Origin of the sequence: Caproicibacter sp. BJN0012 (assembly GCF_035986805.1) — a bacterium.
GTDB lineage: Bacteria > Bacillota > Clostridia > Oscillospirales > Acutalibacteraceae > Caproicibacter.
In genome coordinates this window covers 1907250-1933068 of record NZ_CP142518.1, presented here as the reverse complement: position 1 = coordinate 1933068, position 25819 = coordinate 1907250, and the positions used below count along the sequence as shown (strand labels likewise).

Below are 25819 nucleotides of genomic sequence, written 5' to 3'. Positions count from 1 at the left end.
CGATTACCTACGAAAGGGGGCGTTTCGGTTGACTGAACTGGAAGAAAAGCTCGGTTACCATTTTAGAGATCAGGAGTATCTGAAAACGGCATTGACCCATTCTTCTTACGCAAACGAAAACAAAGTCCCCGGCGGGAGCAACGAAAGGCTGGAATTTTTAGGCGATTCCATCCTCGGGCTGGTGGTGGCTGATTATCTGTACAAAAGCTTTCCCCACCTGCCTGAGGGCGACCTGACCAAGAAACGGGCGGCTTTGGTCTGTGAGAAAGCCTGCTGCGGGTTTTCCCGGCAGCTTGGCGTGGGAAAGTATCTCCTGTTAAGCCGGGGAGAACAGAACTCAGGCGGGAGAACCCGCTCCTCGATTCTAGCGGATGCGTTTGAATCCATCACCGCCGCCATCTATCTGGACGGCGGGATGGAGGAAAGCCGGAAATTCATCCTGGGTTTTGTTCTGCCTCTCTTACAGGAGACCAGGCCGAGAGTTTTTAAGGATTATAAGACCTTCCTGCAGGAAATCGTACAGAAAAATCCGGAAGAAATTCTTGAATACGTTTTGACCGGAGAAAGCGGTCCGGACCACGACAAGCATTTTACGGTCGAGGTCCGGCTGGACAACAACGTGATCGGCAAGGGCGGCGGCCGCAGCAAAAAGGAAGCGGAGCAGCAGGCGGCGCGCGAGGCTCTGGAATTGATGGGACACTGATGCGGCACGCAAACGTGGCTCTCTTCGTGCCGAACAACGGCTGTCCTCACGCATGCAGCTTCTGCAGCCAGAAGAGCATTACGGGAAAAGCCGTTCAGCCGGAGCCCGCCGACGTGATTTCCGCGGCTGAAACGGCTTTGTCCAGTTTGGGGGAGCGGGCAAAATCCGCTGAGATTGCTTTTTTCGGCGGCAGCTTCACCGCGTTGGAACGGACTTACATGATCTCGCTTCTGGAGGCGGCGTATCCGTATATAAAAAGGGGATCCTTTGCAGGTATCCGGCTTTCCACCCGCCCAGACGCGGTCGATTCTGAAATTCTTTCGATTCTGCGGAATTACGGTGTGACCACCATTGAACTCGGCGCCCAGAGCATGGACGACCGCGTGCTGGCTCTGAACGAAAGAGGGCACACCGCGCGGCAGGTAAAAAGTGCCGCCGCCCTGATCCATACCTATGGCTTTTCTCTCGGCCTGCAGATGATGACCGGCCTGTATGGCGATACCGTATCCGGCGCATGGAATACGGCGGAGGAACTGGCTGCCTTATCCCCCGACTGTGTGAGGATTTACCCGACCATTGTCCTCAAGGGGACGAAGCTGGGCGAATTGTTCCTACTGGGAAAATATCATCCGCCAGGAATGGAGGAAACGGTCAGCCTGTGCGCCGGATTGCTCGATTTTTTTGAAGAGAGGCGCATTCCGGTGATCCGCCTTGGGCTGCATGCTTCGCCGGAGCTGGAGCGGGACACTCTGGCGGGACCCTGGCATCCGGCGTTCCGAGAGCTTTGCGAAAGCCGGAGAATGCTGGACAGGATCACCCGCAGCCTGACGGTGAGCGGAGTGCCGAAGGGCCGGATCGTGATCCGGGTCAATCCGAAAAGCATCTCTGTTGCGAACGGACAGAAAAAGCGCAATCTGAAGGCGCTGTCGGCATTCGGCTATTCCGCGGCGCTGGAACAGGACGCGGCCCTGAGCAGGGGGGATTTTCAAATTTGTGATGCGGGAGGGAAAAGGCTTGCTGCTGAAATCGCTGGAGCTCCAGGGCTTTAAAACGTTTCCGGACCGGACGACGCTGACTTTTCACGACGGAATCACAGCGGTGGTCGGACCGAACGGAAGCGGAAAGAGCAATATCAGCGACGCGGTCCGCTGGGTGCTCGGGGAACAGTCCGTCCGCTCCCTGCGCTGCACGAAAATGGAGGATGTCATCTTTGGAGGAACGCCGGCCAGAAAGGCGCTCGGCTTTGCTGAGGTCACTCTGAATATCGACAACACCGGGCGTCAGCTTCCCTTTGAGTCCGACGGCGTCGCCGTAACGCGCCGCTATTATCGTTCCGGAGAGAGCGAATATCTGATCAATAAAACGAACGTCCGCTTAAAGGATGTCAACGAGCTGTTCATGGATACCGGCCTCGGCCGGGACGGGTATTCCATGATCGGGCAGGGCAGGATCGACGCCATCGTCGCGGCCCGCAGCGAAGACCGGCGGGAAATTTTTGAAGAAGCGGCGGGAATTTCCCGCTTCCGCTACCGCAGGGAGGAGTCCGAGCGCCGTCTTTCCCAGGCGGAGGACAACCTGCTGCGCCTCAACGACATTCTGGCGGAGCTGGAAAGCCGGGTGGGACCGCTGGGGGAGCAGGCGGAAAAGGCGAAGGAATACCTGAAACTGTCAGAGGAAAAAAGAAAGGCCGAAATCAGCCTGTGGCTGAGGACCCTGAACCAATCCGCGCTCATTCTGCGGGAGCAGGAGGATAAAATTCTGGCGGCAAAGTCCCAGCATGACGCGGCGGAACAGTCGATCCTTTCGCTGGACGAGGAACTGGAAAAAATCTTCAGCCGGTCAAACCAATTTTCCGCGAGCATCGACGAGACAAGAAGGCTTGGGACGGAGCTGCAGGAGAGTGCCGCGCAAAAAGACGCCGAAGCATCCGTATTGAAAAACGACATTCTCCACAACCGCGAGAACATAGAGCGCATTCAAACCGAAATGGAGCAGAGCCGCCTTTCCGGGGAAGAGCTTCTGCGCATGATTCAGGATAAGGAAAAACAGATCGAAGAAAAAAACGGATATGTCAAAAAGAGAGACGCAGATTTTGCCGACTGTTCCGCGAGGCTGGAGCAATTGAAGGGCAGCCTGAGCGAAACGGCGGGCAGGATGGACGGCTTTACCCGCGAAATGACAGAACTGTCCTCTCAGGCTACGGATTTCAGAATGCTCGAAATGACGGCGTCCGCGTCCATTGCGGAGATCCGGCTCCGCCTGAATGAAATACATAAAAATGCGGAAGAAATCCGATTAAAGCATGAATCGCTGAAAGAAAAAGAGAAAGAATACTTACAAAAGCTGGAAAATTATGACCGACGGATCGAAGCGCTCGGCAATACGGTGCAGGGACACGAAATGCGCTTGAAGACCCGCCGGGACCGCTTGGAAGCATCCCGCAGGCAAAGCGACGGTCTCCGTCTTGATCTGGAGGACCACCTTCGCAGGGCCCGCCTGTTGGAGGATTTGGAACGCAATCTGGAAGGATTTTCCCAAAGCGTCAAGGCGGTGATGAAGGAGGCCTCCCGCGGTGCATTAAACGGAGTTCACGGCCCGGTTTCCAGGCTGATCCGCGTTCCGAAGGAATATGCCGTGGCCGTTGAAACGGCGCTCGGCGCCTCCATGCAGAATATTGTTGTCGGTACGGAGCAGGACGCCAAACGCGCCATCGGTTTTCTAAAGGACAGAAATTCCGGCCGTGCCACCTTCCTTCCGCTCTCCGTGATCAAAGGCAGGGTTCTGGCGGAGCCGGGTTTGTCCGGATGCCCGGGTTTTGTCGGAGTTGCCTCCGGACTCTGCTCCTGTGACCCGCGGTATCAGGAGATTTTAAAATCCCTTCTGGGCAGAATCGCCGTCGCGGAAAATCTTGATTTTGCCGTTCAGATTGCGGGGAAATACGGGTATCGGTTCCGTGTTGTAACGCTGGATGGCCAGGTGGTGAACGCGGGGGGTTCCCTGACGGGAGGTTCCCTGGCGAAAAATTCCGGTCTTCTGAGCAGAGCTTCCGAGATCGAGGCTCTGAAAAAGCAGGCGGAAGAGCTGCGCGTAAAAGCTGACGCTGCCGCCCAGACGCTGAAAGCAGCCGCACAGGAAGTCTCATCGGAAGAAGCCGGCCTTTCGGCGTCCAAGGGAGAACTTGCGACAGTTCAGGAGGAAAGAGTCCATGCCGACGCGGAGCACCGCAGAATCCTTGCGGACCTGCAAACCGCGGAGAAGAGCGCAATCAGCCTGAAGCAGGAGGAAGCGACGGCAAATGCGCGTCTGGAAGAGCAGGGAAAAGCCGTCCGGAACGCGCAGACGGAATCGGAAAGACTGAACGGTCAGATAGAAGCCCTGAAAACGGAGCTTGAAAAGGCCGGGGGCAGCCGGGATGAAATCAGCACGGAACTGGACAGGCTGACCGCCGATCTGAAGCAAATCGAGCTGGACCGCCTCTCCGCACGGAAAGACGCGCAGTCTCTTCGGGATACCGTGGGGGATCTGGAAAAACGCAGTTTGGGGCAGAAGGAAAAACTTGGCGTCCTCGCGGATCAGATCAAGGAAATTGAAACTTCCAACGCCGAACTGAACGCCAGGATCGAACGCCTTGGCCAGGAGGCCGGCGAATTGCGGAACCAATCGAAGGAAGCGGCCGAAAAAGCCGATGGTCTGAACCGGGAGCGCATGGAGCTGGAGAAAAAGTCGGTGGAGCTGCGCGCTTCCGAACGGGAAAAGTCAGAGGAAAAGGAAAAAATCGGCCACGAGCTGGCTCGCCTGGAAGAGCGCAGGAACAACCTCCAGAAGGAATACGATGAGATTATTTCCCGTCTGTGGGAGGAGTACGAGTTGACCCGCCGGGAGGCGGAACAGGAGGCGGAACCCGCACAGGACCCAAAGGAAGCGCAGCGCAGGCTGAGCGAGCTGAAAAGCAGAATTAAATCGCTCGGCACGGTCAACCTTTCTGCCGTGGAGGAATACAAGGAGGTTTCCGAACGGTACGAATTTATGAAGGCGCAGATCGCGGACGTCGAGCAGTCCCGGGATGAGCTGAAAAAGCTGATCGGCGATCTGACCGGCCGGATGCGCGACCTGTTTTCGGTCCGGTTCGAGCAGATCAACCGCTGTTTCTCCGAGACCTTCCGCGACCTGTTCGAGGGCGGCGAAGCGGGGCTTTCCCTCAGTGAGCCGGACGACGTTCTTGGTTCCGGAATCGAAATTTCCGTTCAGCCGCCGGGGAAAATCGTCTCTCATCTGGAGGCGCTTTCCGGCGGAGAAAAGGCTTTGGTGGCAATTGCGCTGTATTTTGCCATTATGAAAGTGAATCCGCCGCCGTTCTGCGTTTTGGATGAGATCGAGGCGGCTCTCGACGACGTGAACGTCAATCGGTTTGCCGCTTATCTGCGCAGAATGACGGAAAACACGCAGTTTATCGTCATCACGCACCGGCGCGGAAGCATGGAGGAAGCCGACGTTCTGTACGGCGTGACCATGCAGGAGGAGGGCGTTTCCAAAATGCTGGAAATGCCGGCGTCCGAACTGGAGATAAAAATGGGAATCAAGCCCTGAGGGGCAAGGAGGGGAAACCCGTGGGACTATTTTCAAAAATCAGGGACGGCCTGAAAAGAACAAGGGAAAGCATGGGCGCTTCCGTTTCGGCCATGCTGAGTTCTTTTACCCAAATAGACGAGTCCCTGTTTGAGGAGCTGGAGGAGCTCTTGATTCTGGGGGATGTCGGGGTTGCGACTGCCGGCCGCATCTGCGACGAGCTCCGCCGGAAAGTCAGGGAACAGGGGGTAAAGGACCCGAACGCCGTTTATGATCTGCTTCGCTCCATTGTGGCGGATCTGCTCCGCGGCGGAGAAGAACTGAAAATCGAAACCAAACCCTCCGTGATTCTGGTCATCGGGGTCAACGGCGTGGGCAAGACCACGACAATCGGCAAGCTTGCGGCCCTGCTGGAAAAGCAGGGAAAAAAAGTGATCCTGGGCGCGGCGGATACCTTCCGCGCCGCCGCGATCGAACAGCTGGAAGTGTGGGCGCGGCGCTCCGGGGCGGAGCTGGTCAAACAGACGCAGGGCAGCGATCCGGCTTCCGTGGTGTTCGACTCCGTCGCCGCCGCCAAGGCCCGGGGAGCGGATGTCGTTATCTGCGATACGGCCGGACGGCTTCACAATAAAAAGAACTTGATGGAGGAGCTTGCCAAAATCAACCGCGTGATTCAGCGGGAAGCGCCGGACGCAGACCGAGAGGTCCTTCTGGTCCTGGACGCGGCCACCGGGCAGAACGCCGTCAATCAGGCGCGGGAATTTCAGGCCGCCGCCGACATCACGGGGATCGTGCTGACAAAGCTGGACGGAACCCCGAAGGGCGGCGTAATTCTGTCCATTCGGGAGGAGCTGAACCTGCCGGTAAAATTTATCGGGGTTGGAGAGCAGGTGGATGATCTTCAGGCATTTGATGCGGACCAATTCGCGAGGGCATTGTTTGAAAGAAAGGAAGAATCGGATGAGATTGATCGTGGCGACGCATAATCCAGACAAAGTCGTGGAATTTCAAAGAATTTTATCGCCTCTGTCCGTGTCGGTGGAAACGGCGGAGCTTGAGGAAGTGGAAGAAACCGGCCGGACCTTTGAAGAAAATGCCCGTCTAAAGGCGGAAGCCGCCTGCCGGGCTACCGGGCTTCCTGCCGTCGCAGATGATTCCGGGATCGCGGTGGACGCCCTGAACGGGCAGCCGGGCGTTTATTCCGCACGGTATGCCGGGGAAGGAGCCAGCAGCTCCGACCGCAATCAAAAGCTGCTCAGCGCACTCCGGGACGTCCCCGTGGAAAAACGCGGCGCACGGTTCGTCTGCGCGATCTGCTGCGCGTTCCCGAATGGCGGCAGGATCACGGCGCGGGGCGAATGCGCGGGTTCCATCGCCTTTGCCACAAAGGGCGAAGGCGGGTTTGGCTACGATCCGCTGTTTCTGGTCGGGGACAAGTCGTTCGGGGAACTGTCGGGAGAAGAAAAGGACAGAATCAGCCACCGGGGGCGCGCGCTGCGCGATTTTGCTGAAAAATTGAAAGAGTATGAGGAGCAATCAAAATGCTGACGGGAAAACAGCGCGCCTATCTGCGCTCGCTTGCCAATCCGATCGATACGATCCTGATCGTTGGAAAATCCGGGATCGGGGACGATCTGGTCAAACAGGCCGGCGATGCACTGACCGCGCGGGAACTGATCAAGGGAAGAGTGCTGGAAACTTCGCCCGTTTCCGCCCGGGAAGCGGCGGACCGGATCGCCGCCCTGGTTCACGCCGAATCCGTGCAGGTGATCGGTTCCCGGTTCGTTTTGTACCGCAAAAACGAAAAGGACCCGAAAATAATGCTTCCCAAAGCGGGAAAAAAGTAATATGATAAAAAAACAAGGGAGTTCCGGGTGAAAACAATGCAGAAACTAGCGGTCTTTGGCGGAACCTTTAATCCGGTCCATAACGGGCATCTGCATTTGGTCCGCCAGTTCGCGCAGAGGATCGGGGCGGACCGCGTCCTGCTGATTCCCACAAAAATTCCGCCGCATAAAGTCATCCGGGATTTGGCGCCGGCGCGGGACCGGCTGGAGATGTGCCGGCTTGCGGTGGAGCGGGACGGATTTGAGGTCAGCGCCATCGAGATCGAACGGGACGGCCCGAGCTATACCTCCGACACGCTTTTGGCTGTGAAGCGGGAGAATCCCGGTTCGGAGCTGTTTTTCATTACGGGGGAGGACATGTTTCTGACTTTGGGGAAGTGGCACGAACCGGAGAAGATTTATTCTTTGGCAACGGTCTGCGCCGCGCCGCGGAGCGAACGTGGGTGCGAAGCGCTGAACGAATATGCGGAAAGAGTCGGAAGGGCGGGGGCGAAAACGATGATCTGCGATATCGAATTTTTGCCGATTTCTTCCACAATGGTTCGGAATGCCGCTCGGAAAAAAGAAAACCTTTCCGCTTATGTCCCGCAGGCGGTCGCCGATTACATTTACCGACATCACCTGTATTCGGAGGAATCATATGAACTTTGAGTCCTATCAATCAGCGATCCGAACCCTTCTGGGGGATCAGCGTTACGAGCATTCCGTATGCGTTTCCCGTGCGGCGGCTCAGCTGGCCCGTCGGTACGGCGCGGACGAAAAGAAGGCGGAGACCGCCGGGATCCTTCACGACATCATGAAGGACCTTCCCCGGGAAGAGCAGAGAAACCTCATGGACCGGTATGGCATCCGTCTCACGGAAGTGGAGCGGTGTGCCCCGAAGCTGTGGCATGCGATGCTGGGCGCGGAATACATCCGCCGGGAATTGGGCGTAACCGATCCTGAAATCCTGCAGGCCGTACGTTATCACACAACGGGACGGGAGAACATGACACTTTTGGATAAAATTCTGTTTATCGCCGATTTTATTTCGGACGACAGGGATTACCCCGGCGTGGAGCGGATGCGGGAAGCCGCGAGGAACAGTCTTGAAGAGGCCATGATCGCGGGGATCGTCTTCACGATCAAGGATTTGGCCGATGCGAAACGGCCGATCCACCCCGACACCATCGCGGCCTATAACCATACGATTTTGCAGAATCAATCTTAGAAAACGGAATCAGAAAGGTTGTTGGGAATGACGTCACTGGAACTGGCCGCAAAGGCTGCGAAAATATTGGACAGCAAAAAGGCGAAGGATCTCAAGATCATCGGAATCCGGGATGTGTCGATCCTTGCCGATTATTTTGTCCTGGCAACCGGCACCAGCAGCACGCACGTAAAGGCGCTTGCGGATGAAACGGAATTTCAGCTTGAGGAATCCGGGCTCAAACCCGGCCATAAGGAAGGATACCGCTCCAACTCCTGGGTCCTGCTTGACTACGGGAATGTAGTGGTCCATGTTTTTACAGAAGAATCCAGAAAATTTTACGATCTGGACAGGCTTTGGCAGGATGGAGAGATTGTGTATCTATCCCCATATTTAAATTGACTTTCAGCGCGGCGGAGTTCCTTTGCCGCGCAAAATGATACAAATTTAGGGGCGTATGAATCAATGAAATATGATCACAGACCAATTGAAAAAAAGTGGCAGGACCGCTGGGAAGAAGCCGGGGTTTTTCACGCCTCCGACCGTCATGACATGCCGAAATACTACACGCTGATCGAGTTTCCCTATCCATCTGGGCAGGGACTCCATGTGGGACACCCGCGGTCGTACACGGCAATGGATATCATCGCGCGCAAGCGGCGCATGCAGGGTTACAACGTTCTGTATCCGATCGGCTGGGACGCGTTCGGGCTGCCCAGCGAGAACTATGCGATTAAAAATCATGTGCACCCGGCTGAGGTGACCAAAAAGAATGTGGCCCGCTTTAAGGAGCAGCTGAAATCCCTGGGCCTGTCGTTCGATTGGACGCGCGAGATCAATACGACCGATCCGGAGTATTATAAATGGACCCAGTGGATCTTTTTGCAGCTGTTCAAGCACGGCCTCGCCTATAAAAAAGAGATGGCGGTCAACTGGTGCACCTCCTGCAAATGCGTCCTGGCCAACGAAGAGGTTGTCAACGGCGTTTGCGAGCGCTGCGGAAGCGAAGTGGTCCGCAAGGTAAAATCGCAGTGGATGCTGAAAATCACGGAGTATGCGCAGCGCCTCATCGACGATCTCGCACTGGTGGATTACCCGGACCGGGTCAAATCGCAGCAGATCAACTGGATCGGCCGCTCCACGGGCGCGGAGGTCGATTTCGCCACGACGGCGGGGGATCAACTCACCGTTTACACCACGCGGCCCGACACGCTCTACGGCGTGACCTACATGGTCGTTTCCCCGGAGCATCCGCTCCTCGAAAAATGGAAGGGAATGGTCAAAAATCCGGACGAGGTTTCCGCCTATCAGGAGGAAGCGTCCAAAAAGTCGGATTTTGAGCGCACGGAAGTCGCAAAGGACAAAACCGGGGTCCGGCTGGACGGAATCAGCGCGATCAACCCGGTCAACGGGACGGAAATCCCGATTTTCATTTCCGACTATGTTCTGGTCTCCTACGGAACCGGCGCGATCATGGCTGTTCCGGCGCACGATACCCGCGACTGGGAATTCGCCAAAAAGTTCGGTCTTCCCATCATCGAGGTCGTCAAAGGCGGCAGTGTACAGGAAGAGGCCTTTACAGACTGCGGAACCGGGATTCTGGTCAACTCAGGGATCCTGAACGGGCTTTCGGTCGAGGAAGCAAAGAAAAAAATCATTGATGCTCTGATCGAAAAGGGGATCGGGCGCGCGAAGGTCAACTTCAAGCTGCGCGACTGGGTCTTCTCCCGCCAGCGCTACTGGGGGGAGCCGATCCCGATCGTCAAATGCCCGAAGTGCGGCTATGTGCCCGTTCCTGAAAGCGAACTGCCGATCCGGCTGCCGAACGTCAAGTCCTATGAGCCGACCGACAACGGTGAGTCGCCGCTGGCCCACATGACGGATTGGGTCAACACCACCTGCCCGCACTGCGGCGGCCCGGCGCAGCGCGAAACCGACACCATGCCCCAGTGGGCCGGTTCTTCCTGGTATTTCCTGCGGTACACCGACGCGCACGACCATGACGCGCTCGCGTCCCAGGATGCGCTGAAATACTGGACTCCGGTCGACTGGTACAACGGCGGGATGGAGCATACGACGCTTCACGTGCTGTACAGCCGCTTTTGGCACAAGTTCCTTTACGACATCGGCGTCGTGCCCACTCCGGAGCCGTATGCCAAGCGGACCAGCCACGGGATGATCCTCGGCGAAAACGGTGAAAAAATGAGCAAGTCGCGCGGCAACGTTGTCAACCCGGACGATATCGTCCGTGAATACGGCGCCGACACGATGCGCCTTTACGAGATGTTCATCGGCGATTTTGAGAAGGCCGCGCCGTGGAGTACCAACGGAATCAAAGGCTGCCGCCGCTTTGTCGAGCGGTTCTGGAACCTTCAGGACATCGTCTGCGGAGGGGATGAAATCCGCAGGGAGCTGGAAGTGCCGTTCAACAAGGCAATCAAAAAGGTCGGAGAAGACGTTGAAAACCTGAAATTCAACACGGCCATCGCGGCTCTGATGTCGCTGATCAACGATGTTACGGCGGCCGGCTCCATTACGAAAGGAGAACTCAGAACTTTCACTCTCCTTCTGAACCTGTTCGCTCCCCATGTCTGCGAGGAGGTCTGGGAAAACCAGCGATTCGGCGGCATGGTCTGCCAGCAGGAGTGGCCGGAATTTGACGAGGCGAAATGCGTGGATGAAACCATCGAAATCGCCGTCCAGGTCAATGGCAAGGTCCGCGCGCGGCTGACGGTCCCGGCGGACATCGCGAAAGAGGACGCCCTTTCCCAGGCGAAGGCGAACGGTAAGATTTCCGCTGAAATAGAAGGGAAGAAACTGGTTAAGGAAATTTATGTCCCGGCGAAACTGGTCAATCTGGTTGTTCGGTAACTGATTTTTTTCTGCGGGGTGATAGGGTTGTTTTCAAATATTCCTGTATGCCTCCGGATTGCGTGCATTTGTGTGCTGGCATTGCTGATTGCCGGATTTGAGAGTTCCTGTTCTGCAAAAGCTCCTTTCGACAGTGAGCCGGTCGGCTCTGTATCTGTTTCTTCTTCTCAACCGGATCATGGTCAGCAAGCGTCTGACTCTCTCCGTGAGGAAAAATTCATCGCGTATCTCAGCCGCTGTGATTGCAAGTCGGGAACCGTTGCGGCTGATCGAGTGGAATGGGTTACGGCTTCCGATCAAAAGCGTATGGAAGAACTGCATTTAACCCAAGACGATATGCCGGATGGATTTTATATTTATAATTCTAAAAAGGAGACAAATCCCATAGAGATTGCAAAGGATGCGAAAATCAGCATTTTCAGAGACACAAGCGGCACGCCGTTTCAATCGGACCTAAACGGATTGGCGGACAGAATTTCCGCATCATCGACTTCTGTGTTTTGGCTGACAATTCAAAATGGTGTGGCCAGCGCTGTAGAAGAACAATACTTGCCGTAGATAAAAAACCAAAAATAAATATTACTATTTTGCAAAATGCGCTTTGAATAGATTAAAATCTTTCAAAGCGCATTTTTGTGCGATAAGCGCGGCGATTACGCCGCGTATTTTTTTCATCGGCTGCTTCATGGCTACTTTAAGAATCGAAATCCAACATACAGAAGGAATCCCTGCACGGTCATAATTGCCGGGATCCCAACCATGAATTTTGCGTGTTTTGTCTTGTGGCGGATCAAAAGCATGGTGAGCAGCATCGCGGGGGAGCCGCCGAGAGCGGAAAGAAGCAGGAGCCTGCTTTCCGGAACCCGCCACAAATGACGTTTTGCCCGGTGTTTATCCAGAACAACGGCCGCCGCCGCGGCAAGATTAATAATAATCAGATAGGAAGTCCAATATATATAATCAGGCATCGTTTTTTCCTTTATCCTTACAGCTTTGCCCCACAGTGCGGGCAGTAGCGGCTCTCCGGGTCAACCTGTGTTCCGCAGTTCGGGCAGAACCGCGCTGCACGCCCTGCCACGCGGAAGACCGCGTCCGGATCGATTTCGGCGGAGGGGTCGCGCTCGATCCGCCTGCCTTCCTCCCGGTTGATTTCATATACCGCGCCGCAGTTGGGGCAGGAGACAAAATATCGTTTTCCAAAACGGAACAGAGGCAGAAAGAAGAAGGTAAACTGGCGGTAAACGCATGTGACAAGAGCTCTGCTTCCCCGGATGGAACAACAGGGGAAAAAGCCGCAGTCTCGCAGGCCGAGTTCCCTTGTACCGCTGGTAATTCCAATGATGAAAAACATGCTGCCACCTCCGAGAGCCTTATTCTACACGATAATCCCGTTCCTGTCAAATGATGGAAAGGATGAAAAAAATGGTAATCAGACTGTTTAACCGGCACAGTATTTTTGTTTGCTTTTTTCTCCTTGCGGTTGTGATCGCAGTCACCATGGCGGTCAACTTAAACCGCAGCCAAACCGTTTCCGGATCTTTGTCCGAGGTTTCCGGATCAGCCGGCGCGGCCGGTGCGGTTTCCTCTGTGGAAGCCGCCGTTCAAAATTTGGGAAGCACGGATGAGATGCGGGCGGTCTGGGTGCCCTATCTGAGCCTGAATATGAGCAGGGACGACGATAAAAGCGAACAGGCTTTCCTGAAAAAGTTCAACACGATTGTCGGAAATGCGAAAAAATGCGGCATGAACACTCTGATTGTCCAGGTAAGGCCTTTCGCGGATGCGCTCTATCCGTCCTCCTATTTTCCGTGGAGTCATGTTGTCGGCGGAACGCAGGGAGTCAATCCGGGGTATGACCCTTTGGCAGATATGGTAAAAGCCTCCCATCAGGCCGGGCTGAAAATTCAGGCGTGGGTGAATCCTCTGCGGATCCAGGTTTCCAATACGCCTTCGATTTTAGCGGTGAACAATATCTACAACACCTGGAAAAATGATTCCGGAAAATCCGACTGGGCGGTTGACTTTGAGGGCGGCAAATATCTCAACCCGGCTTACGACGGCGTCCGCCGGCTGGTTGCCGACGGCACAAAAGAAATTGCCCAAAAATACGATGTGGACGGAATTCAATTCGACGACTATTTCTATCCGACGCAGGACGCATCGTTCGACCAGACGGCGTATGCCGCGTACAAGACGTCCGCCGCTAAAACCGGAACGCCGATGGCGCTGGCCGACTGGCGGCAGGCCAATATCAGCGCAATGGTCTCTCTGGTGTATCAGGAGATAAAATCCGTCAAACCTTCCATGCCGTTTGGAATCGCGCCGCAGGGCAATGTCCAGAACGACCTGGCGATGGGTGCGGACGTCACGGAATGGTGCTCCGTATCCGGATATGTGGATTATATTTGTCCTCAGCTTTATGTAAACTTTGAAAATCCGGTTCTGCCGTTCGACACTGCTGCAAAAACATGGAGGCAATTGGTCACCGGCAAAGACATCAAATTATACTTAGGGCTTGCGGTCTATAAGGCGGGTTCCGACGCGGACAGCGGCACATGGAAAGACTCCAGCGGAATCCTGGCCAGCCAGGTCGAATACGGGCGCCAGACCTCCTGCGACGGCTTTATGTTCTATTCCTCCGATTATCTGGACAAAGACCAGACCAAGCAGGAGGTTCAGAACGTTGTGGAAGCTTTGGCGCGCTCGCCCTGAACCGGTTCCGCAAGACAGAAGTCCTCCGTAGCTTCGGAAATATGGACCGGCAGGATTTTTCCGCGGAGGTCTTCTGCGCTGTGCGTTCTGACTGGCGTGTAATTCGCCGTGTAACCTTCGTAGACGCCGGCGGAGCATTTTTGCTCAAACAGGACGGACTCCGTCAGCCCGCGTTGGCTCTGCAAAAAAGCCGACCTCGTTTTTTGGGCGGCTTCGATCATGCGGCGGCTGCGGTCCTCTTTCCCTTTCGGGTCCACTTGTCCCGGAGCGCGGTCGGCGGCGGTGCCGGGCCGCCGGGAGTAAGCGAAAACATGCGCCTTTGCAAAACCGATTTCTTCCAGAAATGCTCTTGATTTCATGAATTCCTCTTCGGTCTCACCCGGAAATCCCACCATGATATCCGTCGTGATGGCCGCGTTTGCGAATTCCCGGTGCAGGTTGGATACGATCCCGCGGTATTCCTCCGTGTCGTAATGACGGTTCATGCGTTTTAAGGTTTCGTCGCAGCCGCTCTGGAGGGAAAGATGGAACTGCGGGCAAAGTTTTTCCTGACGCCGCATCCTCGCGATTACGGATTCATCCAACTGCTCAGGTTCCAGGGAACCGAGCCTGACACGCCGGATTCCCTCCGTCGCGCAGGCGGCTTCCACCGCGTCGCAGAGTGTCAGGCCTAGGTCCTGGCCATAAGCGGACAGGTTGATTCCGGTTAATACTACTTCCAGGTATCCTCCGGCAGCCAACTCCCTCAGTTCAGCTTTCAGCTCGGCCAGAGGCTTGGAACGCACCGCACCTCGCGCATAGGGGATGATGCAATAAGAGCAATACCGGTTGCAGCCGTCTTCTATTTTCAGAAAAGCGCGGGTCCGTTCAAAAAAACCGTTCGTGCTCATCGGTTCGAATTTTTCGTCTTTTTCATGGGGGACAATATCGACGATCCTCCGGCGGTCCCTTAAGAATTTCTGCAGGTCCGGCAGGAGGGAGGAACGGTTGGAGTTTCCCAGAACGATGTCGGCTTCGGCTAGCTGGTCGTCCGCCGCCCCGGGAAACGCCTGCGGCAGACATCCGGTCGCAATCAGAACGGCGTCCGGATTTTCCCTGCGTGCCTTGTGAAGCATCTGGCGCGTTTTCCGGTCGCTCATCGACGTCACCGTGCAAGTGTTCAGGATGACGACGTCGCTTTCCTCCAAAGGGCCGCATTCGGTAAAACCGGCCGCTTGCAGACGGTTCAGCAGAACCTGGGATTCATATTGATTGACCTTGCATCCAAGGGTAATGACGGTTACTTTCATTTGCACACCTTTAAAAAGTAGATATTTTGTTTTACCTTAATAAAAAATCTATTAGGCAGATTGAATATTGACCTCTTGTCAAATTTGATATATATTTGTACTGATAAATTACTAAGGGAGGTAACTGTATGTACACGTCTTCGATTCTTCTTTCCAGCATTGAAGCAGTGAAAAAATTTGTAACATTGACAAACAGTTATAATTTTCCGATCAATCTTGCTACCGACAAGTACAAAATCGATGCAAAATCGATTATGGGAATTTTCAGCCTTGATTTGTCCAAGCCGTTGAAAATCGAAGTCGACAGCAATAATGCGGATGATTTTATCAGGCAGTTACAACAGTTCCAATGTGATCCCATACCGGTAAAAGCTTAAAATGAGAGGTACAGCGCGGCCCGAAAAGACCGGCGCTGTTTTTTTATGCCTCCTGGCTTTGGGAGAGCCGGCTCCATTCCTCGAAAAGCTTTTCGTTTTCCGCTTTCATCGCGTCGATTTTTTCCGTTAGTTCCATTGCCGCCTGGTAGTCGCTCGCGGTGGCGGGATCGGAAAACTTTTCCTGCAAATCCGCGATTTCAGTTTCGTTTTGCTCGATCTGCCGTTCCAGGCGAAGAATGGCGGATTTTTGTTTCCGAAGAGCTGCTTCCTGCTTTTTTTTCATTTTGTAGCCGCTGTCCCCGCGGACTTCACGGACGAAAGGATCGGATCGCTCTCCCTTGACCCGGTCCAGATATTCAGAGTAGCTTTCGCCGCAATCTTCGACTCCCTCGGGCTTCAGAGCATAGATCCTGCTGGCGGTTTTATTGATGAAATACCGGTCGTGGGAAATGACGAACAGAGTTCCGTCGTAATCCTTCAGTGCGGCTTCCAGCGCTTCGCACGACGGGAGATCAAGATGATTGGTCGGCTCGTCCAGCAAGAGAAAGTTGGCCTGGGAAAGCATCAGACGCAGCAGCAGGACTCTTGCCCGTTCGCCGCCGCTGAGCGCGGAGGTCTGCTTGAAAACGTCGTCCCCCTGAAACAGGAAAACCGCGAGCGCGCTGCGGACCTGTGTTTCCGTCATCCGGGGATAATAATCCCAAATTTCATCAATGACCCGCTTTTCCGGATTCAGTCCGGTTTGCAGCTGGTCGTAGTAACCGATTTTCACGCCGGTCCCGATACGGCAGAACCCATGGTCGGGGGAAATCTGGCCGAGCAGCACTTTGAACAGGGAAGTTTTGCCGCAGCCGTTCGGTCCGATCAGAAAGATCCGGTCTCCGCGGTGGATGTCAAACGAAACGTTTCGGAACAGGCGGTTTTCCCCAAACGACAGGTCAAGCCCTTTTGTTGTCAGCACGTCGTTTCCGCTGCGCGGGCCGGTTCCGAAATGGAAACAGAGCGCCTCCTCCTGAGCGTCCGGTTTTACAAGCGTCTGTTCCAGCCGGTTAATCATCTTCTGCTTGCTTTCCGCCGTTTTGATATTTTTTTCGCGGTTCCATCTGCGCTGCTGTTCCACGATGCCTTCGAGCCGGTTGATTTCCTTTTTCGTATTCTCATAGCTTCGCCTTAAAGACAGTTCCTTGTGATCTTTTTGTTCCGAATAGGAAGTATAGCTTCCTTTGTAAAGACTTAATTTGTGATTCTTCAGTTCAAAAGTCCGGTTTGTCACCCGGTCCAGAAAAAAGCGGTCGTGGGAGATGACCAGAAATGCCGCTTTGGAAGAGAGGAGAAATTCCTCCAGCCATTCGACGGACGCAAGATCGAGATGGTTGGTCGGCTCGTCGAGCAGCATCAGGTTGGCGCCGCTGAGAAGCAGTCTGGCCAGCTGCAGTTTTGCGCGCTGCCCGCCGCTCAGCTTTCCCACAGGAACCCCGGCCTGTTCCTCCGCGAAACCAAGGCCAAGGAGGGCGGAACGGGCCCGGCTTCGGAATGTCAGGCCGCCGTTCGCGATAAATCGGTCGTTCAGGGCGGTCTGGCGTTCCACCAGGGCGTCTAGGTTGTCCGCGGCGCCGCTTCGCAGGGTCCGCCCGATTTCCTCCAATTCGCGCTCCTGGGAAATCAGCGGCGAAAACACCGTCAGAACCTCGTCGACCGCGCTCCGGTCCAGGTCGCGGCAAACATGTTGCTCCATATAGCCAAGCGCCGTTTTGCCTGCCATGGAGATGGTTCCCGTATCCGGATTCAATTCTCCTGCAATCAATTTAAACAGCGTCGTTTTGCCGGAGCCGTTGCTTCCGATAAGACCGACCCTGTCGTTTTCCTGTATTTCAAAAGAAACGCCGTTCAAAACCGTTTGGGTCCCGAACGACTTTGCCAGATTTCCAACACTGAGGTAGCCCATGCAATGCCCTTCCTATGTACTGCGGACCCGCGCAGAACGCGGCATTCCCGCTTTTTCCTTATTATAACGGAATCGAGGGTCGAAATCAAGCGGACAGACGCCGCCTGCATTCTTACAGGTATTGCTTCAGAAGGTCGATGTTCCTTTGCCCCGCGTCCAGGAACTCTTCCGCAAGCTTTCGGCTTTCCGTTCCCTCGTCGGCGGACAGGTTCATCGTTTTGGCCAGATCCTTCATCGCGGCATCCGTGCAGTGAATGGCGATCTGCGCGATATGGGGAGCGCTCTTGTTCCAGAAAGTGTCCGTTTTAATGGAGCCGCGGAGAACCCGCTCCATTAAATCCGGCTGTTCGATGGGATCCAATCCGTTTTTCCGGAGAAGCTCGGCGGACCGCGCTGCGGCGGTGCGGTATGCTTCCCGCTGCCGTTCCACCTGGTACTTCAGATTTTCATCCCGGATGACCGGAAGGACCAGCTCGGCCGCTTCCATGCTTAACCGGGAGACCCGTAACAGTTCCGCGGTAATCAGATTCCTTTTTTTCTTTCGCTTCATTACAGCCTTCCTCCCGGTTCTTGACCAAATAATAGGATGCCCGGATGCAAGGCGGTTTAATCTGGACTTTTCACCCCGTCGGCGATATGATATAATCATTTAGAGGTGGTTTTATGAAGGCTGGCATTTCTACTGCCTGTTTGTACCCCATGCTCTTGGAAGACGCTTTTTCCACATTGCTGCAGTTGGGATTTCATGAATTTGAAATCTTTATCAATACATTCAGTGAACTGAAACCGGATTTTGTCAGGGATCTCCGGCTGAAAGCCGCGGATACCGGCAGCCGCGTCAAGTCGCTGCATCCATTTACTTCCGGCTATGAAAGCTTTCTCCTTTTTTCCGATTACGAAAGAAGGTTTCAGGACGGGCTGGAATTTTACAAACGCTACCTGGAGGTCTGCAACTTGCTGGGAGCCGATTTTCTCGTCCTTCATGGCAAAAGGAACGACAAGCATTCTCCGGTTTCAGAGGAGCAGTATTTTGACCGGTACGGAGATTTATTTCAGCTCGGCAGGAAATTCGGCGTCACGGTGGCACAGGAAAATGTCAATCAGTTTCTGAGCGACGATCCTGCTTTCCTTTTAAAAATGAAAAAATACTGCGGCCAGGACTGCGCGTTTGTGCTGGACATCAAGCAGGCGGTCCGCGGCGGGCAGGACCCGTTCCGGCTTTGCGCCGCGATGGGGGATCAAATCGTCCATGTGCACATGAATGACAACAGGCCCGGTTTTGACTGTCTGCTTCCCGGCTGCGGGACCATGGATTATCCGGCGCTGCTGCGTCTTCTGAAAAGTTTTCACTACAGCGGAGACTTTATTATTGAAGTATACCGGCACAACTTTAACCGTTTGGAAGAACTGCTTGCGGCGAAACGGGTGGTTGAAGAATTAACAGGAAGGATTTCATAGTTTCGCTTGATATTGATAAGGAAAATTGGTATAATAAGCCAGAGGTGATCCGACCGATGAAGTGCCCATATTGCGGTTACGCAGAAAGCAAGGTAATTGATTCCCGCCCGACGGATGAGGGAGAACGGATTCGCAGACGCAGGGAATGCCTGAAATGTTCCAAGCGCTTTACCACCTATGAGGTGATTGAGACGGTGCCCATCATCGTAATCAAAAAAGATAAATCCAGAGAGGCGTTCGACCGCAATAAGCTGATGAACGGCCTTTTGCGCGCCTGTGAAAAGCGCCCTGTCTCCATCGAAACGCTGGAAAAGATCGTCGACGAAATCGAGAACATGCTTCAAAATTCGCTGGACCGTGAAATTCCGTCGAGCCTGATCGGCCAGTATGCGATGGAAAAGCTGAAAACGGTGGACGAAGTGGCCTATGTGCGCTTTGCCTCTGTATACCGCCAGTTTAAAGATGTCAACACGTTTATGGACGAGTTGAATCGGATCATAAAGAGCAAATCTAAATAATCCGTTTTTCACCGCTTGGGAAACGGATGTCCAGCCGCCAATTGTGAAGAAGTTGGGCGGCTGTTTTTATGACCGGCTGAAAAAGGTTTTCCAGGGTTGTCTTTGTCAGCCGCAACCTGGCAAGAATAACTATATTTAGCGATGAAACGCTTTACTTTGCACAATCCATCATGTAAAATAAGAGAAACTGAATAGGAGTGTTGGAATTGCAGCCAAAATATAAAAGAATATTGCTCAAGCTCAGCGGCGAAAGTCTGGCCGGAGCCAAGACCCACGGGATCGATTTCGACAGGGTCCTGGAAATCTGCAAACCGGTCAAGGAGTGCGCCGAAATGGGAGTGCAGATCGGCATTGTTGTCGGCGGCGGAAATTTCTGGCGCGGGCGCAGCAGCGGAAAAATGGACCGGACGCGCGCGGATCATATGGGAATGCTCGCCACCACGATCAATGCGCTCGGCGTGGCGGACGCTCTGGAACAGCTCGGCGTCCAGGTCCGCGTCCAGACCGCCATTGAGATGAGACAGATCGCGGAGCCGTATATCCGCAACCGCGCGGTCCGGCATATGGAGAAGGGAAGAGTTGTGGTGTTCGGCTGCGGCACGGGAAACCCTTTCTTCTCCACCGATACGGCCGCGGCTCTCAGAGCTGCCGAAATTGACGCGGATATCGTTCTGAAGGCCACCATGGTGGATGGGGTTTATGACTGTGATCCCAGGACAAACAAAAACGCGGTCAAGTTCAGTTCCCTTTCCTTTCTGGATGTGCTCAACCGCGGGCTTCAGGTCATGGACAGCACCGCCGCTTCGCTTTGCATGGATAACCACATACCGATTCTGGTTTTCAGCATTGACCAGCCGGAAAATATTATCCGGGCGGTCTGCGGAGAACCGATCGGAACCATCGTAAAAGATATAAAGGAGGATGAGTCATGAAAGAAATATTGTCTGATGCGGAAAGCCGTATGAAAAAGAGCGTTTCCGTCCTTTCGGGTGATTATGGCGCGATTCGCGCGGGCAGGGCCAATCCCGCCGTGCTGGATAAGATCCGGGTGGATTATTACGGATCACCGACCCCGATCAGTCAGGTTGCCGCCGTTTCCGTCAGCGAAGCGCGCGTGCTGACCATTCAGCCATGGGACATTTCTCTCTGCAAGGTGATCGAACGCGCGATTGAGACTTCCGACCTTGGCATCAATCCCCAAAGCGACGGCAAGGTGATCCGGCTCACGTTTCCTCAGCTTTCGGAAGAAAGGCGGCGCGACCTGGTCAAGGAGATCGGCAAAATGGCGGAAGAGTGCAAGGTGGCGATTCGCTCCATCCGGCGCGATTCCATGGAGAAGCTGAAAGCGAAGAAAAAAAATTCCGAACTGACGGAAGACGATTTAAAGACTGCCGAGAAACAGACGCAGGAGCTGACCGACAAATACTGCAAAGAAGCGGACCAGGTTTTGGAAAATAAGAAGAAGGAAATTTTGGAGATATAGAATCGATGTCGATGAAGGAATTGCCTGCACATGTTGGGATCATTATGGACGGCAACGGCCGCTGGGCAAAGAAACGGGGGCTTCCCCGGTCCGCCGGCCATGCGGCCGGCGCGGCGGTCTTTAAAACCATCGTCCGTTACTGCAGCAAAATCGGAATCCGGCATTTGACGGTTTATGCTTTTTCGACGGAAAACTGGAAGCGGCCGCAGGATGAAGTCCTTACCCTGATGAAGCTGTTTAAGCAGTATCTCAGCGATGCGCTCACGAATTTTTTGGATGAAAACATTCAGGTCCGTTTTCTGGGTGACGAGACCGCCTTCGATCCCCGTCTGAGAGAATTGATCGACGAAACCGCAGAGGTTTCCAAAAACAGAACTGGCATGGTTCTCAATATTGCGCTGAACTACGGCGGGCGCGCCGAGATTCTCAATGCGGCGAAGCTGTTGGCTCAAGACGTTCAAGATGGAGTTCTGTCCCCGGAAAAAATTGACGAAAAGGCTTTTTCACAAAAATTATATACGGCCGGCCAGCCCGACCCGGATCTGATCATCCGCCCGAGCGGAGAGAAGAGAATCTCCAATTTTCTTCTGTGGCAGTCCGCTTATTCGGAATTTATTTTTATGGATATTCTCTGGCCTGATTTCAGGCCGGAGGATTTGGACCGGGCACTGGAACTCTATGCCGCCCGCAACAGGCGTTTCGGAGGGATTTGATTGAGAACGAGAATTTCTTCGGCAATTACCTTGACTATCTTTTTGGCTGCGATCGTCATCTGCAACAGCACGCTTCCGCTTGCCTTGAATTTTGCGATTGGGCTTATCTCCGTTCTCGCGGTCAATGAGATCATCACCGCGCTGGGTCTTGCCAAAAATCTGATTCTTCTGATTCCGAGCCTGCTTTTTTCAGCGGTATTTCCGTTTCTTTCAACTCCTTTCCGGCATGATGTCGCGTATTTTTTATATACCGTCGTAATCTTCGCCGCGCTGATTTTTTACCATTCCGAAATTACATTCCGTGAAGTCGGAGTCATCTACAGCATGTCCCTGCTGATTCCTTCCGCGTTGGGAACCATCATCAGCCTCCGGGATATCGGCGGCGAGCACGGCATGTTTTATGTGATCATCGGGATCTTTTCCGCATGGACGGCCGATGTCGGCGCTTTTTTTGCCGGGACTTTTTGGGGGAAACACAAACTCTGTCCTACGATCAGCCCCAATAAGACCATTGAGGGTGCGGCGGGCGGCCTTCTGCTCAATACGGCCGCGATGCTGGTCTTCGGCTACTTGTTTCACGCGATCTATTATGCCTACAGCGTCCGGGTTTCCTATCTGCCCCTCTTGCTGATTGGCATTTTTGGAACGGTGATCTCTATTTTGGGGGACCTCAGCTTTTCGCTGATCAAACGAAGCTGTCATATCAAGGACTTCAGTGAAATCATCCCGGGACATGGCGGGATTCTGGATCGTTTTGACAGCGTGATCTTTGAAGCTCCTTTCGTTTATCTCCTTGTGCAGGTTCTTCCCATTGTTCAGTGAGTATTTTGCCGCGGGATTGCAATAATCGAAACATTTGGTGAATAATAATGAAACAACCTTTATCTGTTCTTGGTTCCACGGGGTCTATCGGCACCCAGACTTTGGATGTTGCGCGCGGCCTTGGTCTGAAAATCTGCGCGCTGGCGGCTGAGAAGAACGTCGCTTTGCTGGAGCGGCAGATCAGGGAATTTCATCCGCAGGTCGCCGCGGTTTTTGATCCGGCCGCCGCAAAACAACTGAAAACGGCGGTCAGAGACCTGCCCGTCCGGGTAGTGCAGGGAATGGACGGCCTGTGCGAAGCGGCCTGCCTGCCAACGGCAGGCCTTGTTTGCAATTCCGTTGTCGGAATGGTCGGCTTGAAGCCGACGCTTGCCGCCGTCCGTGCCGGAAAGAACGTCGCGCTTTCCAACAAGGAAACTCTTGTGGCCGGCGGGGCCCTGGTTATGCGGGAGGCAGAGGAACACCATGTCAAAATCCTTCCCGTCGACAGCGAGCATTCCGCCGTGTTTCAATGTTTGCAGGGCAGCCCGGGAAAGCGGGCGGTGCGCCGTATTATCCTCACGGCCTCCGGCGGGCCTTTTTTTGGAAAGAGCTCCGAGGCGCTTCGTGATGTGACGCCGGAACAGGCGCTGAAACATCCGAACTGGCATATGGGACCGAAAGTAACCATCGATTCTGCCACCATGATGAACAAGGGCCTTGAAGTGATCGAAGCTTCCCGGCTGTTTGACGTAGCGGACGACAGAATCGACGTCTTGGTGCAGAGGGAAAGCGTGATTCATTCGATGGTGGAATTCCAGGACCGGTCCGTGATCGCCCAGATGGGTGTGCCGGATATGCGTCTTCCGATCCAGTACGCCATCACCTGGCCGGAACGGCTTCCTTCCCAGACGGAGGAGCTCGACCTTGCGGCATACGGTACGCTGAGCTTCGCAAGGCCGGATGAAAAAACCTTTCGCTGCCTTGCAGCCTGCCGGCGCGCGCTGCGGCGCGGCGGCCTCGCGCCTGCGGCGGCGAACGGGGCGAATGAAGCCGCGGTAAAGCTGTTCCTGGATCACCGGATTTCCTTCTGCGAGATCGGCGACCTGGTATGGGAAGCGACGGAACGCCAACCGGATGTGGAACAAGTGAAAGAGATGGAAGAAATTCTGGAAGCGGATGCGCGGGCGCGCAGTTACGTTTACCATACAGTGAATCCCTGAGAGGTGAGTGTCATCATAAAAGCAATTCTGATTATCATCGCGGTTCTGTTGTTTGGCTTTATGATTTTTATCCACGAATTCGGTCATTTTTTCACGGCGAAGTTATGCGGGATCCGCGTCAACGAGTTTGCGATCGGAATGGGTCCCACCCTGTTTCATAAGCAGGGAAAAGAAACCCGCTACTCCCTGCGCCTGCTGCCGATCGGCGGATTCTGCGCCATGGAGGGGGAGGACGAGGAGAGCGGGGACGAACGCTCCTTCGGGAAAAAGCCGGTATGGAAGCGCCTGCTGGTTGTCGTGATGGGCGCCCTGATGAATATTTTGCTCGGGCTTGTTTTGATGATGACGATTCTGGGGCAGGAAACCGCGTTTTCCTCCACCACGATTTCACAGTTCGATCAGAACTCCGCTCTTCAGCAGGCCGGCCTGAAACGGGGAGACGAATTTGTCTCCGTCGACCACTACCATATCTATGGGGACCGGGATCTGAGCTTCGCTCTTGCGACGGCGAATCCCGATTCCGTCGACATCGAAGTGCTGAGGAACGGCAAAAAACTTGCGTTTGACAACGTGAAATTCAACAGCCGCAAAGTGAACGGAAAAAATTATCTGACCCTCGATTTTTATGTGATGCCGATAAAAAAGAATTTCGGCACGCTGATTACCAAATCCTTTCAGGATACGGTATCCACCGTCCGTATGGTCTGGTACAGCCTGGTCGGATTTGCGACCGGCAAATTTGGATTCAACGATGTCGCCGGTCCGGTCGGGGCGGTCAGCGCGATCAACCAGGCGGCTTCCGCGGGGCTTGCCCAGAGCTTTGTCGCAGGCCTTGACAATATTCTCTATATGATTATGGTCCTGACCGTCAACCTCGGCGTGGTCAATTTGATGCCGTTCCCGGCGCTGGACGGAGGCAAAGTTCTGTTTTTGCTCGTGGAAGCAATTCGCCGCAAGCCTCTGCAGCAGAAATATGTCGGAATTGTGGAGACGGCGGGTTTCTGCCTTTTGATGGGCTTTATGGTGGTTGTGACTTACAGCGATATTTTGAGGCTGATCACCGGAAAGGGCTTGGGCTGAACGTGAGAATCTCAAGAACGGTTCATGTCGGTCCCGTCGCCGTCGGCGGGGGAGCCAGAATCACAGTGCAGTCGATGCTGAACCGGCCCGCGGGTGACATTCCGGGGAATGTGCGGCAGGCCGAAGCGCTGGAACGCGCCGGATGCGAGATCCTGCGCGTCGCGGTGCCGGATGAAAACGCGGTGAAACTGGTGCCCGCGATCAAAAAAGCGGTGAAGATTCCCCTTGTGGCGGATATCCATTTTGACTACCGGCTTGCACTCGCGTGCGCGGAGTCGGGGGTGGATGCCGTGCGGATCAACCCGGGAAATATCGGTTCGGACGGACGCGTCCGGGAAGTTGCCGCAGCCTGTTCCGAACGCGGAATTCCGATCCGGATCGGCGTGAACTCCGGTTCGCTGGAAAAGGACCTGCTGGCGAAATACGGAGGACCGGCTCCGGAAGCGTTGGCGGAAAGCGCCCTGCGACACGCGGCCTTGCTGGAAAAATCCCATTTTGAAGATATTGTCATTTCCATTAAATCGTCCGATGTGAACCGGATGATTCAGGCGAACGAACTGGTCGCGGGCCAGTGCGGCTATCCGCTCCACCTCGGCGTGACGGAAGCCGGCAGCGAACGGATGGGAATCATGAAGTCTGCGATCGGCATCGGCTCCCTGCTGCAGAGGGGAATCGGAGATACGATCAGGGTTTCCCTGACGGCCGATCCAGTGCGCGAGGTGGCAGCCGGAATCGACCTGCTCAAAGCGCTTTCTCTGCGCGGCGGCATTCGGATCGTCTCCTGCCCGACCTGCGGCAGGACCAAAATAGACCTGATTTCCATTGCGGATGAAGTGGAAAAGCGTCTTGCCGGTTCTCAAAAGGATTTGACGGTAGCTTTGATGGGTTGTGCGGTCAATGGACCGGGAGAGGCGCGGGAAGCGGATATCGGGATTGCCGGGGGCGACGGAGCCGGGCTGATTTTTAAAAAGGGCGAAATCGTCCGCAGAGTCCCGGAGGATAAGCTGGTTGAAGCCCTGCTGGGGGAAATCGACCAAATGTAAA

At 54.6% G+C, this 25819-nt stretch carries 27 protein-coding genes; 22 read left to right on the top strand and 5 right to left on the bottom strand.

Translation table 11 applies throughout. From position 1 onward, the window contains the following. The first annotated feature begins 28 nt into the window (after positions 1 to 28). The 11 genes from rnc (at position 29) to VA597_RS09285 (ending at position 11734) form a co-directional block, all read left to right on the top strand. On the top strand, positions 29 to 703 hold the full coding sequence (gene rnc, locus VA597_RS09335) for a ribonuclease III (RefSeq protein WP_243112472.1): 675 nt from the start codon (positions 29 to 31) through the stop codon (positions 701 to 703). Further along, on the top strand, positions 703 to 1752 hold the full coding sequence (locus VA597_RS09330; protein ID WP_128742502.1) for an elongator complex protein 3: 1050 nt from the start codon (positions 703 to 705) through the stop codon (positions 1750 to 1752). The genes rnc and VA597_RS09330 overlap by 1 nt, the downstream gene beginning before the upstream one ends. Beyond that, positions 1718 to 5290 (top strand): chromosome segregation protein SMC, encoded by a 3573-nt coding sequence (gene smc / locus VA597_RS09325; protein WP_128742501.1) that lies wholly within the window; start codon positions 1718 to 1720, stop codon positions 5288 to 5290. The genes VA597_RS09330 and smc overlap by 35 nt, the downstream gene beginning before the upstream one ends. A 20-nt stretch (positions 5291 to 5310) precedes the next feature. Continuing rightward, positions 5311 to 6255, top strand: coding sequence for a signal recognition particle-docking protein FtsY (gene ftsY, locus VA597_RS09320; protein WP_207668575.1), 945 nt, complete (start codon positions 5311 to 5313; stop codon positions 6253 to 6255). Further along, the gene (gene rdgB, locus VA597_RS09315; RefSeq protein ID WP_128742499.1) at positions 6230 to 6817 is read left to right on the top strand and encodes an RdgB/HAM1 family non-canonical purine NTP pyrophosphatase; all 588 of its coding nucleotides are present in this window, start codon (positions 6230 to 6232) and stop codon (positions 6815 to 6817) included. The genes ftsY and rdgB overlap by 26 nt, the downstream gene beginning before the upstream one ends. Then, positions 6811 to 7116, top strand: coding sequence for a YhbY family RNA-binding protein (locus VA597_RS09310; RefSeq protein WP_128742498.1), 306 nt, complete (start codon positions 6811 to 6813; stop codon positions 7114 to 7116). The genes rdgB and VA597_RS09310 overlap by 7 nt, the downstream gene beginning before the upstream one ends. Before the next feature lie 36 nt (positions 7117 to 7152). After that, the gene (gene nadD, locus VA597_RS09305; protein ID WP_128742497.1) at positions 7153 to 7767 is read left to right on the top strand and encodes a nicotinate-nucleotide adenylyltransferase; all 615 of its coding nucleotides are present in this window, start codon (positions 7153 to 7155) and stop codon (positions 7765 to 7767) included. After that, positions 7757 to 8326 (top strand): bis(5'-nucleosyl)-tetraphosphatase (symmetrical) YqeK, encoded by a 570-nt coding sequence (yqeK, locus tag VA597_RS09300; protein ID WP_128742496.1) that lies wholly within the window; start codon positions 7757 to 7759, stop codon positions 8324 to 8326. Before nadD ends, yqeK begins: the two co-directional genes overlap by 11 nt. A gap of 27 nt (positions 8327 to 8353) precedes the next feature. Further along, positions 8354 to 8707 (top strand): ribosome silencing factor, encoded by a 354-nt coding sequence (rsfS, locus tag VA597_RS09295; protein ID WP_128742495.1) that lies wholly within the window; start codon positions 8354 to 8356, stop codon positions 8705 to 8707. A 63-nt stretch (positions 8708 to 8770) separates the two neighbouring features. Continuing rightward, positions 8771 to 11176, top strand: coding sequence for a leucine--tRNA ligase (leuS, locus tag VA597_RS09290; RefSeq protein ID WP_128742494.1), 2406 nt, complete (start codon positions 8771 to 8773; stop codon positions 11174 to 11176). Between the two features lie 72 nt (positions 11177 to 11248). Beyond that, a complete protein-coding gene (locus tag VA597_RS09285) occupies positions 11249 to 11734 on the top strand; it encodes a hypothetical protein (RefSeq protein WP_128742493.1) in 486 nt (161 codons plus the stop codon). Positions 11735 to 11865: 131 nt separating this feature from the next. On the opposite strand, the gene VA597_RS09280 is transcribed toward VA597_RS09285, so the two are convergent. Both VA597_RS09280 and VA597_RS09275 read right to left on the bottom strand, forming a co-directional pair. Then, the gene (locus VA597_RS09280; RefSeq protein WP_128742492.1) at positions 11866 to 12144 is read right to left on the bottom strand and encodes a DUF1294 domain-containing protein; all 279 of its coding nucleotides are present in this window, start codon (positions 12142 to 12144) and stop codon (positions 11866 to 11868) included. Between the two features lie 17 nt (positions 12145 to 12161). Next, positions 12162 to 12527, bottom strand: a complete 366-nt coding sequence (locus VA597_RS09275; RefSeq protein ID WP_128742491.1) for a zinc ribbon domain-containing protein — start codon at positions 12525 to 12527, stop codon at positions 12162 to 12164. A 71-nt stretch (positions 12528 to 12598) separates the two neighbouring features. Between VA597_RS09275 and VA597_RS09270 the strand changes: the two genes are divergently transcribed. Next, entirely contained in the window at positions 12599 to 13888 is a 1290-nt protein-coding gene (locus tag VA597_RS09270) for a glycoside hydrolase family 10 protein (protein ID WP_243112471.1), read from the top strand. Here VA597_RS09270 and mtaB read toward each other — a convergent pair. After that, entirely contained in the window at positions 13852 to 15177 is a 1326-nt protein-coding gene (gene mtaB / locus VA597_RS09265) for a tRNA (N(6)-L-threonylcarbamoyladenosine(37)-C(2))-methylthiotransferase MtaB (RefSeq protein WP_326974496.1), read from the bottom strand. The two genes, VA597_RS09270 and mtaB, sit on opposite strands and share 37 nt — an antisense overlap. Before the next feature lie 128 nt (positions 15178 to 15305). On the opposite strand from mtaB, the gene VA597_RS09260 reads away from it, so the two are divergent. Next, the gene (locus tag VA597_RS09260) at positions 15306 to 15554 is read left to right on the top strand and encodes an HPr family phosphocarrier protein (protein WP_128742488.1); all 249 of its coding nucleotides are present in this window, start codon (positions 15306 to 15308) and stop codon (positions 15552 to 15554) included. 43 nt (positions 15555 to 15597) lie between these two features. Here VA597_RS09260 and abc-f read toward each other — a convergent pair whose 3' ends face one another. Beyond that, on the bottom strand, positions 15598 to 17499 hold the full coding sequence (abc-f, locus tag VA597_RS09255) for a ribosomal protection-like ABC-F family protein (RefSeq protein ID WP_128742487.1): 1902 nt from the start codon (positions 17497 to 17499) through the stop codon (positions 15598 to 15600). A gap of 112 nt (positions 17500 to 17611) precedes the next feature. Continuing rightward, a complete protein-coding gene (locus VA597_RS09250; RefSeq protein WP_128742486.1) occupies positions 17612 to 18049 on the bottom strand; it encodes a hypothetical protein in 438 nt (145 codons plus the stop codon). 113 nt (positions 18050 to 18162) lie between these two features. Between VA597_RS09250 and VA597_RS09245 the strand changes: the two genes are divergently transcribed. The 9 genes from VA597_RS09245 (at position 18163) to ispG (ending at position 25818) form a co-directional block, all read left to right on the top strand. Further along, a complete protein-coding gene (locus VA597_RS09245; RefSeq protein WP_243112470.1) occupies positions 18163 to 18957 on the top strand; it encodes a sugar phosphate isomerase/epimerase family protein in 795 nt (264 codons plus the stop codon). Between the two features lie 56 nt (positions 18958 to 19013). After that, positions 19014 to 19475 (top strand): transcriptional regulator NrdR, encoded by a 462-nt coding sequence (gene nrdR, locus VA597_RS09240; protein WP_128742485.1) that lies wholly within the window; start codon positions 19014 to 19016, stop codon positions 19473 to 19475. A gap of 206 nt (positions 19476 to 19681) precedes the next feature. Further along, positions 19682 to 20407, top strand: coding sequence for a UMP kinase (gene pyrH / locus VA597_RS09235; RefSeq protein ID WP_128742484.1), 726 nt, complete (start codon positions 19682 to 19684; stop codon positions 20405 to 20407). Beyond that, the gene (frr, locus tag VA597_RS09230) at positions 20404 to 20958 is read left to right on the top strand and encodes a ribosome recycling factor (protein WP_128742483.1); all 555 of its coding nucleotides are present in this window, start codon (positions 20404 to 20406) and stop codon (positions 20956 to 20958) included. The genes pyrH and frr overlap by 4 nt, the downstream gene beginning before the upstream one ends. Before the next feature lie 11 nt (positions 20959 to 20969). Then, a complete protein-coding gene (locus VA597_RS09225) occupies positions 20970 to 21671 on the top strand; it encodes an isoprenyl transferase (protein WP_326974495.1) in 702 nt (233 codons plus the stop codon). Beyond that, positions 21672 to 22493: a phosphatidate cytidylyltransferase gene (locus VA597_RS09220; RefSeq protein ID WP_128742481.1), complete on the top strand. Its 822-nt coding sequence runs from the start codon at positions 21672 to 21674 to the stop codon at positions 22491 to 22493. A gap of 47 nt (positions 22494 to 22540) precedes the next feature. Beyond that, positions 22541 to 23695 carry a 1-deoxy-D-xylulose-5-phosphate reductoisomerase gene (locus tag VA597_RS09215; RefSeq protein WP_128742480.1) on the top strand — a complete coding sequence of 385 codons (1155 nt, stop codon included), beginning with the start codon at positions 22541 to 22543 and terminating at the stop codon, positions 23693 to 23695. A gap of 3 nt (positions 23696 to 23698) precedes the next feature. Then, complete coding sequence (locus VA597_RS09210; RefSeq protein WP_243112469.1) at positions 23699 to 24775, top strand: M50 family metallopeptidase; 1077 nt, start codon at positions 23699 to 23701, stop codon at positions 24773 to 24775. Next, positions 24772 to 25818, top strand: a complete 1047-nt coding sequence (ispG, locus tag VA597_RS09205) for a flavodoxin-dependent (E)-4-hydroxy-3-methylbut-2-enyl-diphosphate synthase (RefSeq protein WP_128742479.1) — start codon at positions 24772 to 24774, stop codon at positions 25816 to 25818. Before VA597_RS09210 ends, ispG begins: the two co-directional genes overlap by 4 nt. Position 25819: the final 1 nt, after the last annotated feature.

Excerpts from the sequence above, each read along its gene's own strand:
- VA597_RS09330 (WP_128742502.1), top strand. The coding sequence starts at position 703 with ATGCGGCACGCAAACGTGGCTCTCTTCGTGCCGAACAACGGCTGTCCT.
- rdgB (WP_128742499.1), top strand. The coding sequence starts at position 6,230 with ATGAGATTGATCGTGGCGACGCATAATCCAGACAAAGTCGTGGAATTT.
- VA597_RS09310 (WP_128742498.1), top strand. The coding sequence starts at position 6,811 with ATGCTGACGGGAAAACAGCGCGCCTATCTGCGCTCGCTTGCCAATCCG.
- nadD (WP_128742497.1), top strand. The coding sequence starts at position 7,153 with ATGCAGAAACTAGCGGTCTTTGGCGGAACCTTTAATCCGGTCCATAAC.
- yqeK (WP_128742496.1), top strand. The coding sequence starts at position 7,757 with ATGAACTTTGAGTCCTATCAATCAGCGATCCGAACCCTTCTGGGGGAT.
- rsfS (WP_128742495.1), top strand. The coding sequence starts at position 8,354 with ATGACGTCACTGGAACTGGCCGCAAAGGCTGCGAAAATATTGGACAGC.
- leuS (WP_128742494.1), top strand. The coding sequence starts at position 8,771 with ATGAAATATGATCACAGACCAATTGAAAAAAAGTGGCAGGACCGCTGG.
- VA597_RS09280 (WP_128742492.1), bottom strand. The coding sequence starts at position 12,144 with ATGCCTGATTATATATATTGGACTTCCTATCTGATTATTATTAATCTT.
- VA597_RS09275 (WP_128742491.1), bottom strand. The coding sequence starts at position 12,527 with ATGTTTTTCATCATTGGAATTACCAGCGGTACAAGGGAACTCGGCCTG.
- VA597_RS09270 (WP_243112471.1), top strand. The coding sequence starts at position 12,599 with ATGGTAATCAGACTGTTTAACCGGCACAGTATTTTTGTTTGCTTTTTT.
- mtaB (WP_326974496.1), bottom strand. The coding sequence starts at position 15,177 with ATGAAAGTAACCGTCATTACCCTTGGATGCAAGGTCAATCAATATGAA.
- VA597_RS09260 (WP_128742488.1), top strand. The coding sequence starts at position 15,306 with ATGTACACGTCTTCGATTCTTCTTTCCAGCATTGAAGCAGTGAAAAAA.
- abc-f (WP_128742487.1), bottom strand. The coding sequence starts at position 17,499 with ATGGGCTACCTCAGTGTTGGAAATCTGGCAAAGTCGTTCGGGACCCAA.
- VA597_RS09250 (WP_128742486.1), bottom strand. The coding sequence starts at position 18,049 with ATGAAGCGAAAGAAAAAAAGGAATCTGATTACCGCGGAACTGTTACGG.
- VA597_RS09245 (WP_243112470.1), top strand. The coding sequence starts at position 18,163 with ATGAAGGCTGGCATTTCTACTGCCTGTTTGTACCCCATGCTCTTGGAA.
- nrdR (WP_128742485.1), top strand. The coding sequence starts at position 19,014 with ATGAAGTGCCCATATTGCGGTTACGCAGAAAGCAAGGTAATTGATTCC.
- frr (WP_128742483.1), top strand. The coding sequence starts at position 20,404 with ATGAAAGAAATATTGTCTGATGCGGAAAGCCGTATGAAAAAGAGCGTT.
- VA597_RS09225 (WP_326974495.1), top strand. The coding sequence starts at position 20,970 with ATGAAGGAATTGCCTGCACATGTTGGGATCATTATGGACGGCAACGGC.
- VA597_RS09215 (WP_128742480.1), top strand. The coding sequence starts at position 22,541 with ATGAAACAACCTTTATCTGTTCTTGGTTCCACGGGGTCTATCGGCACC.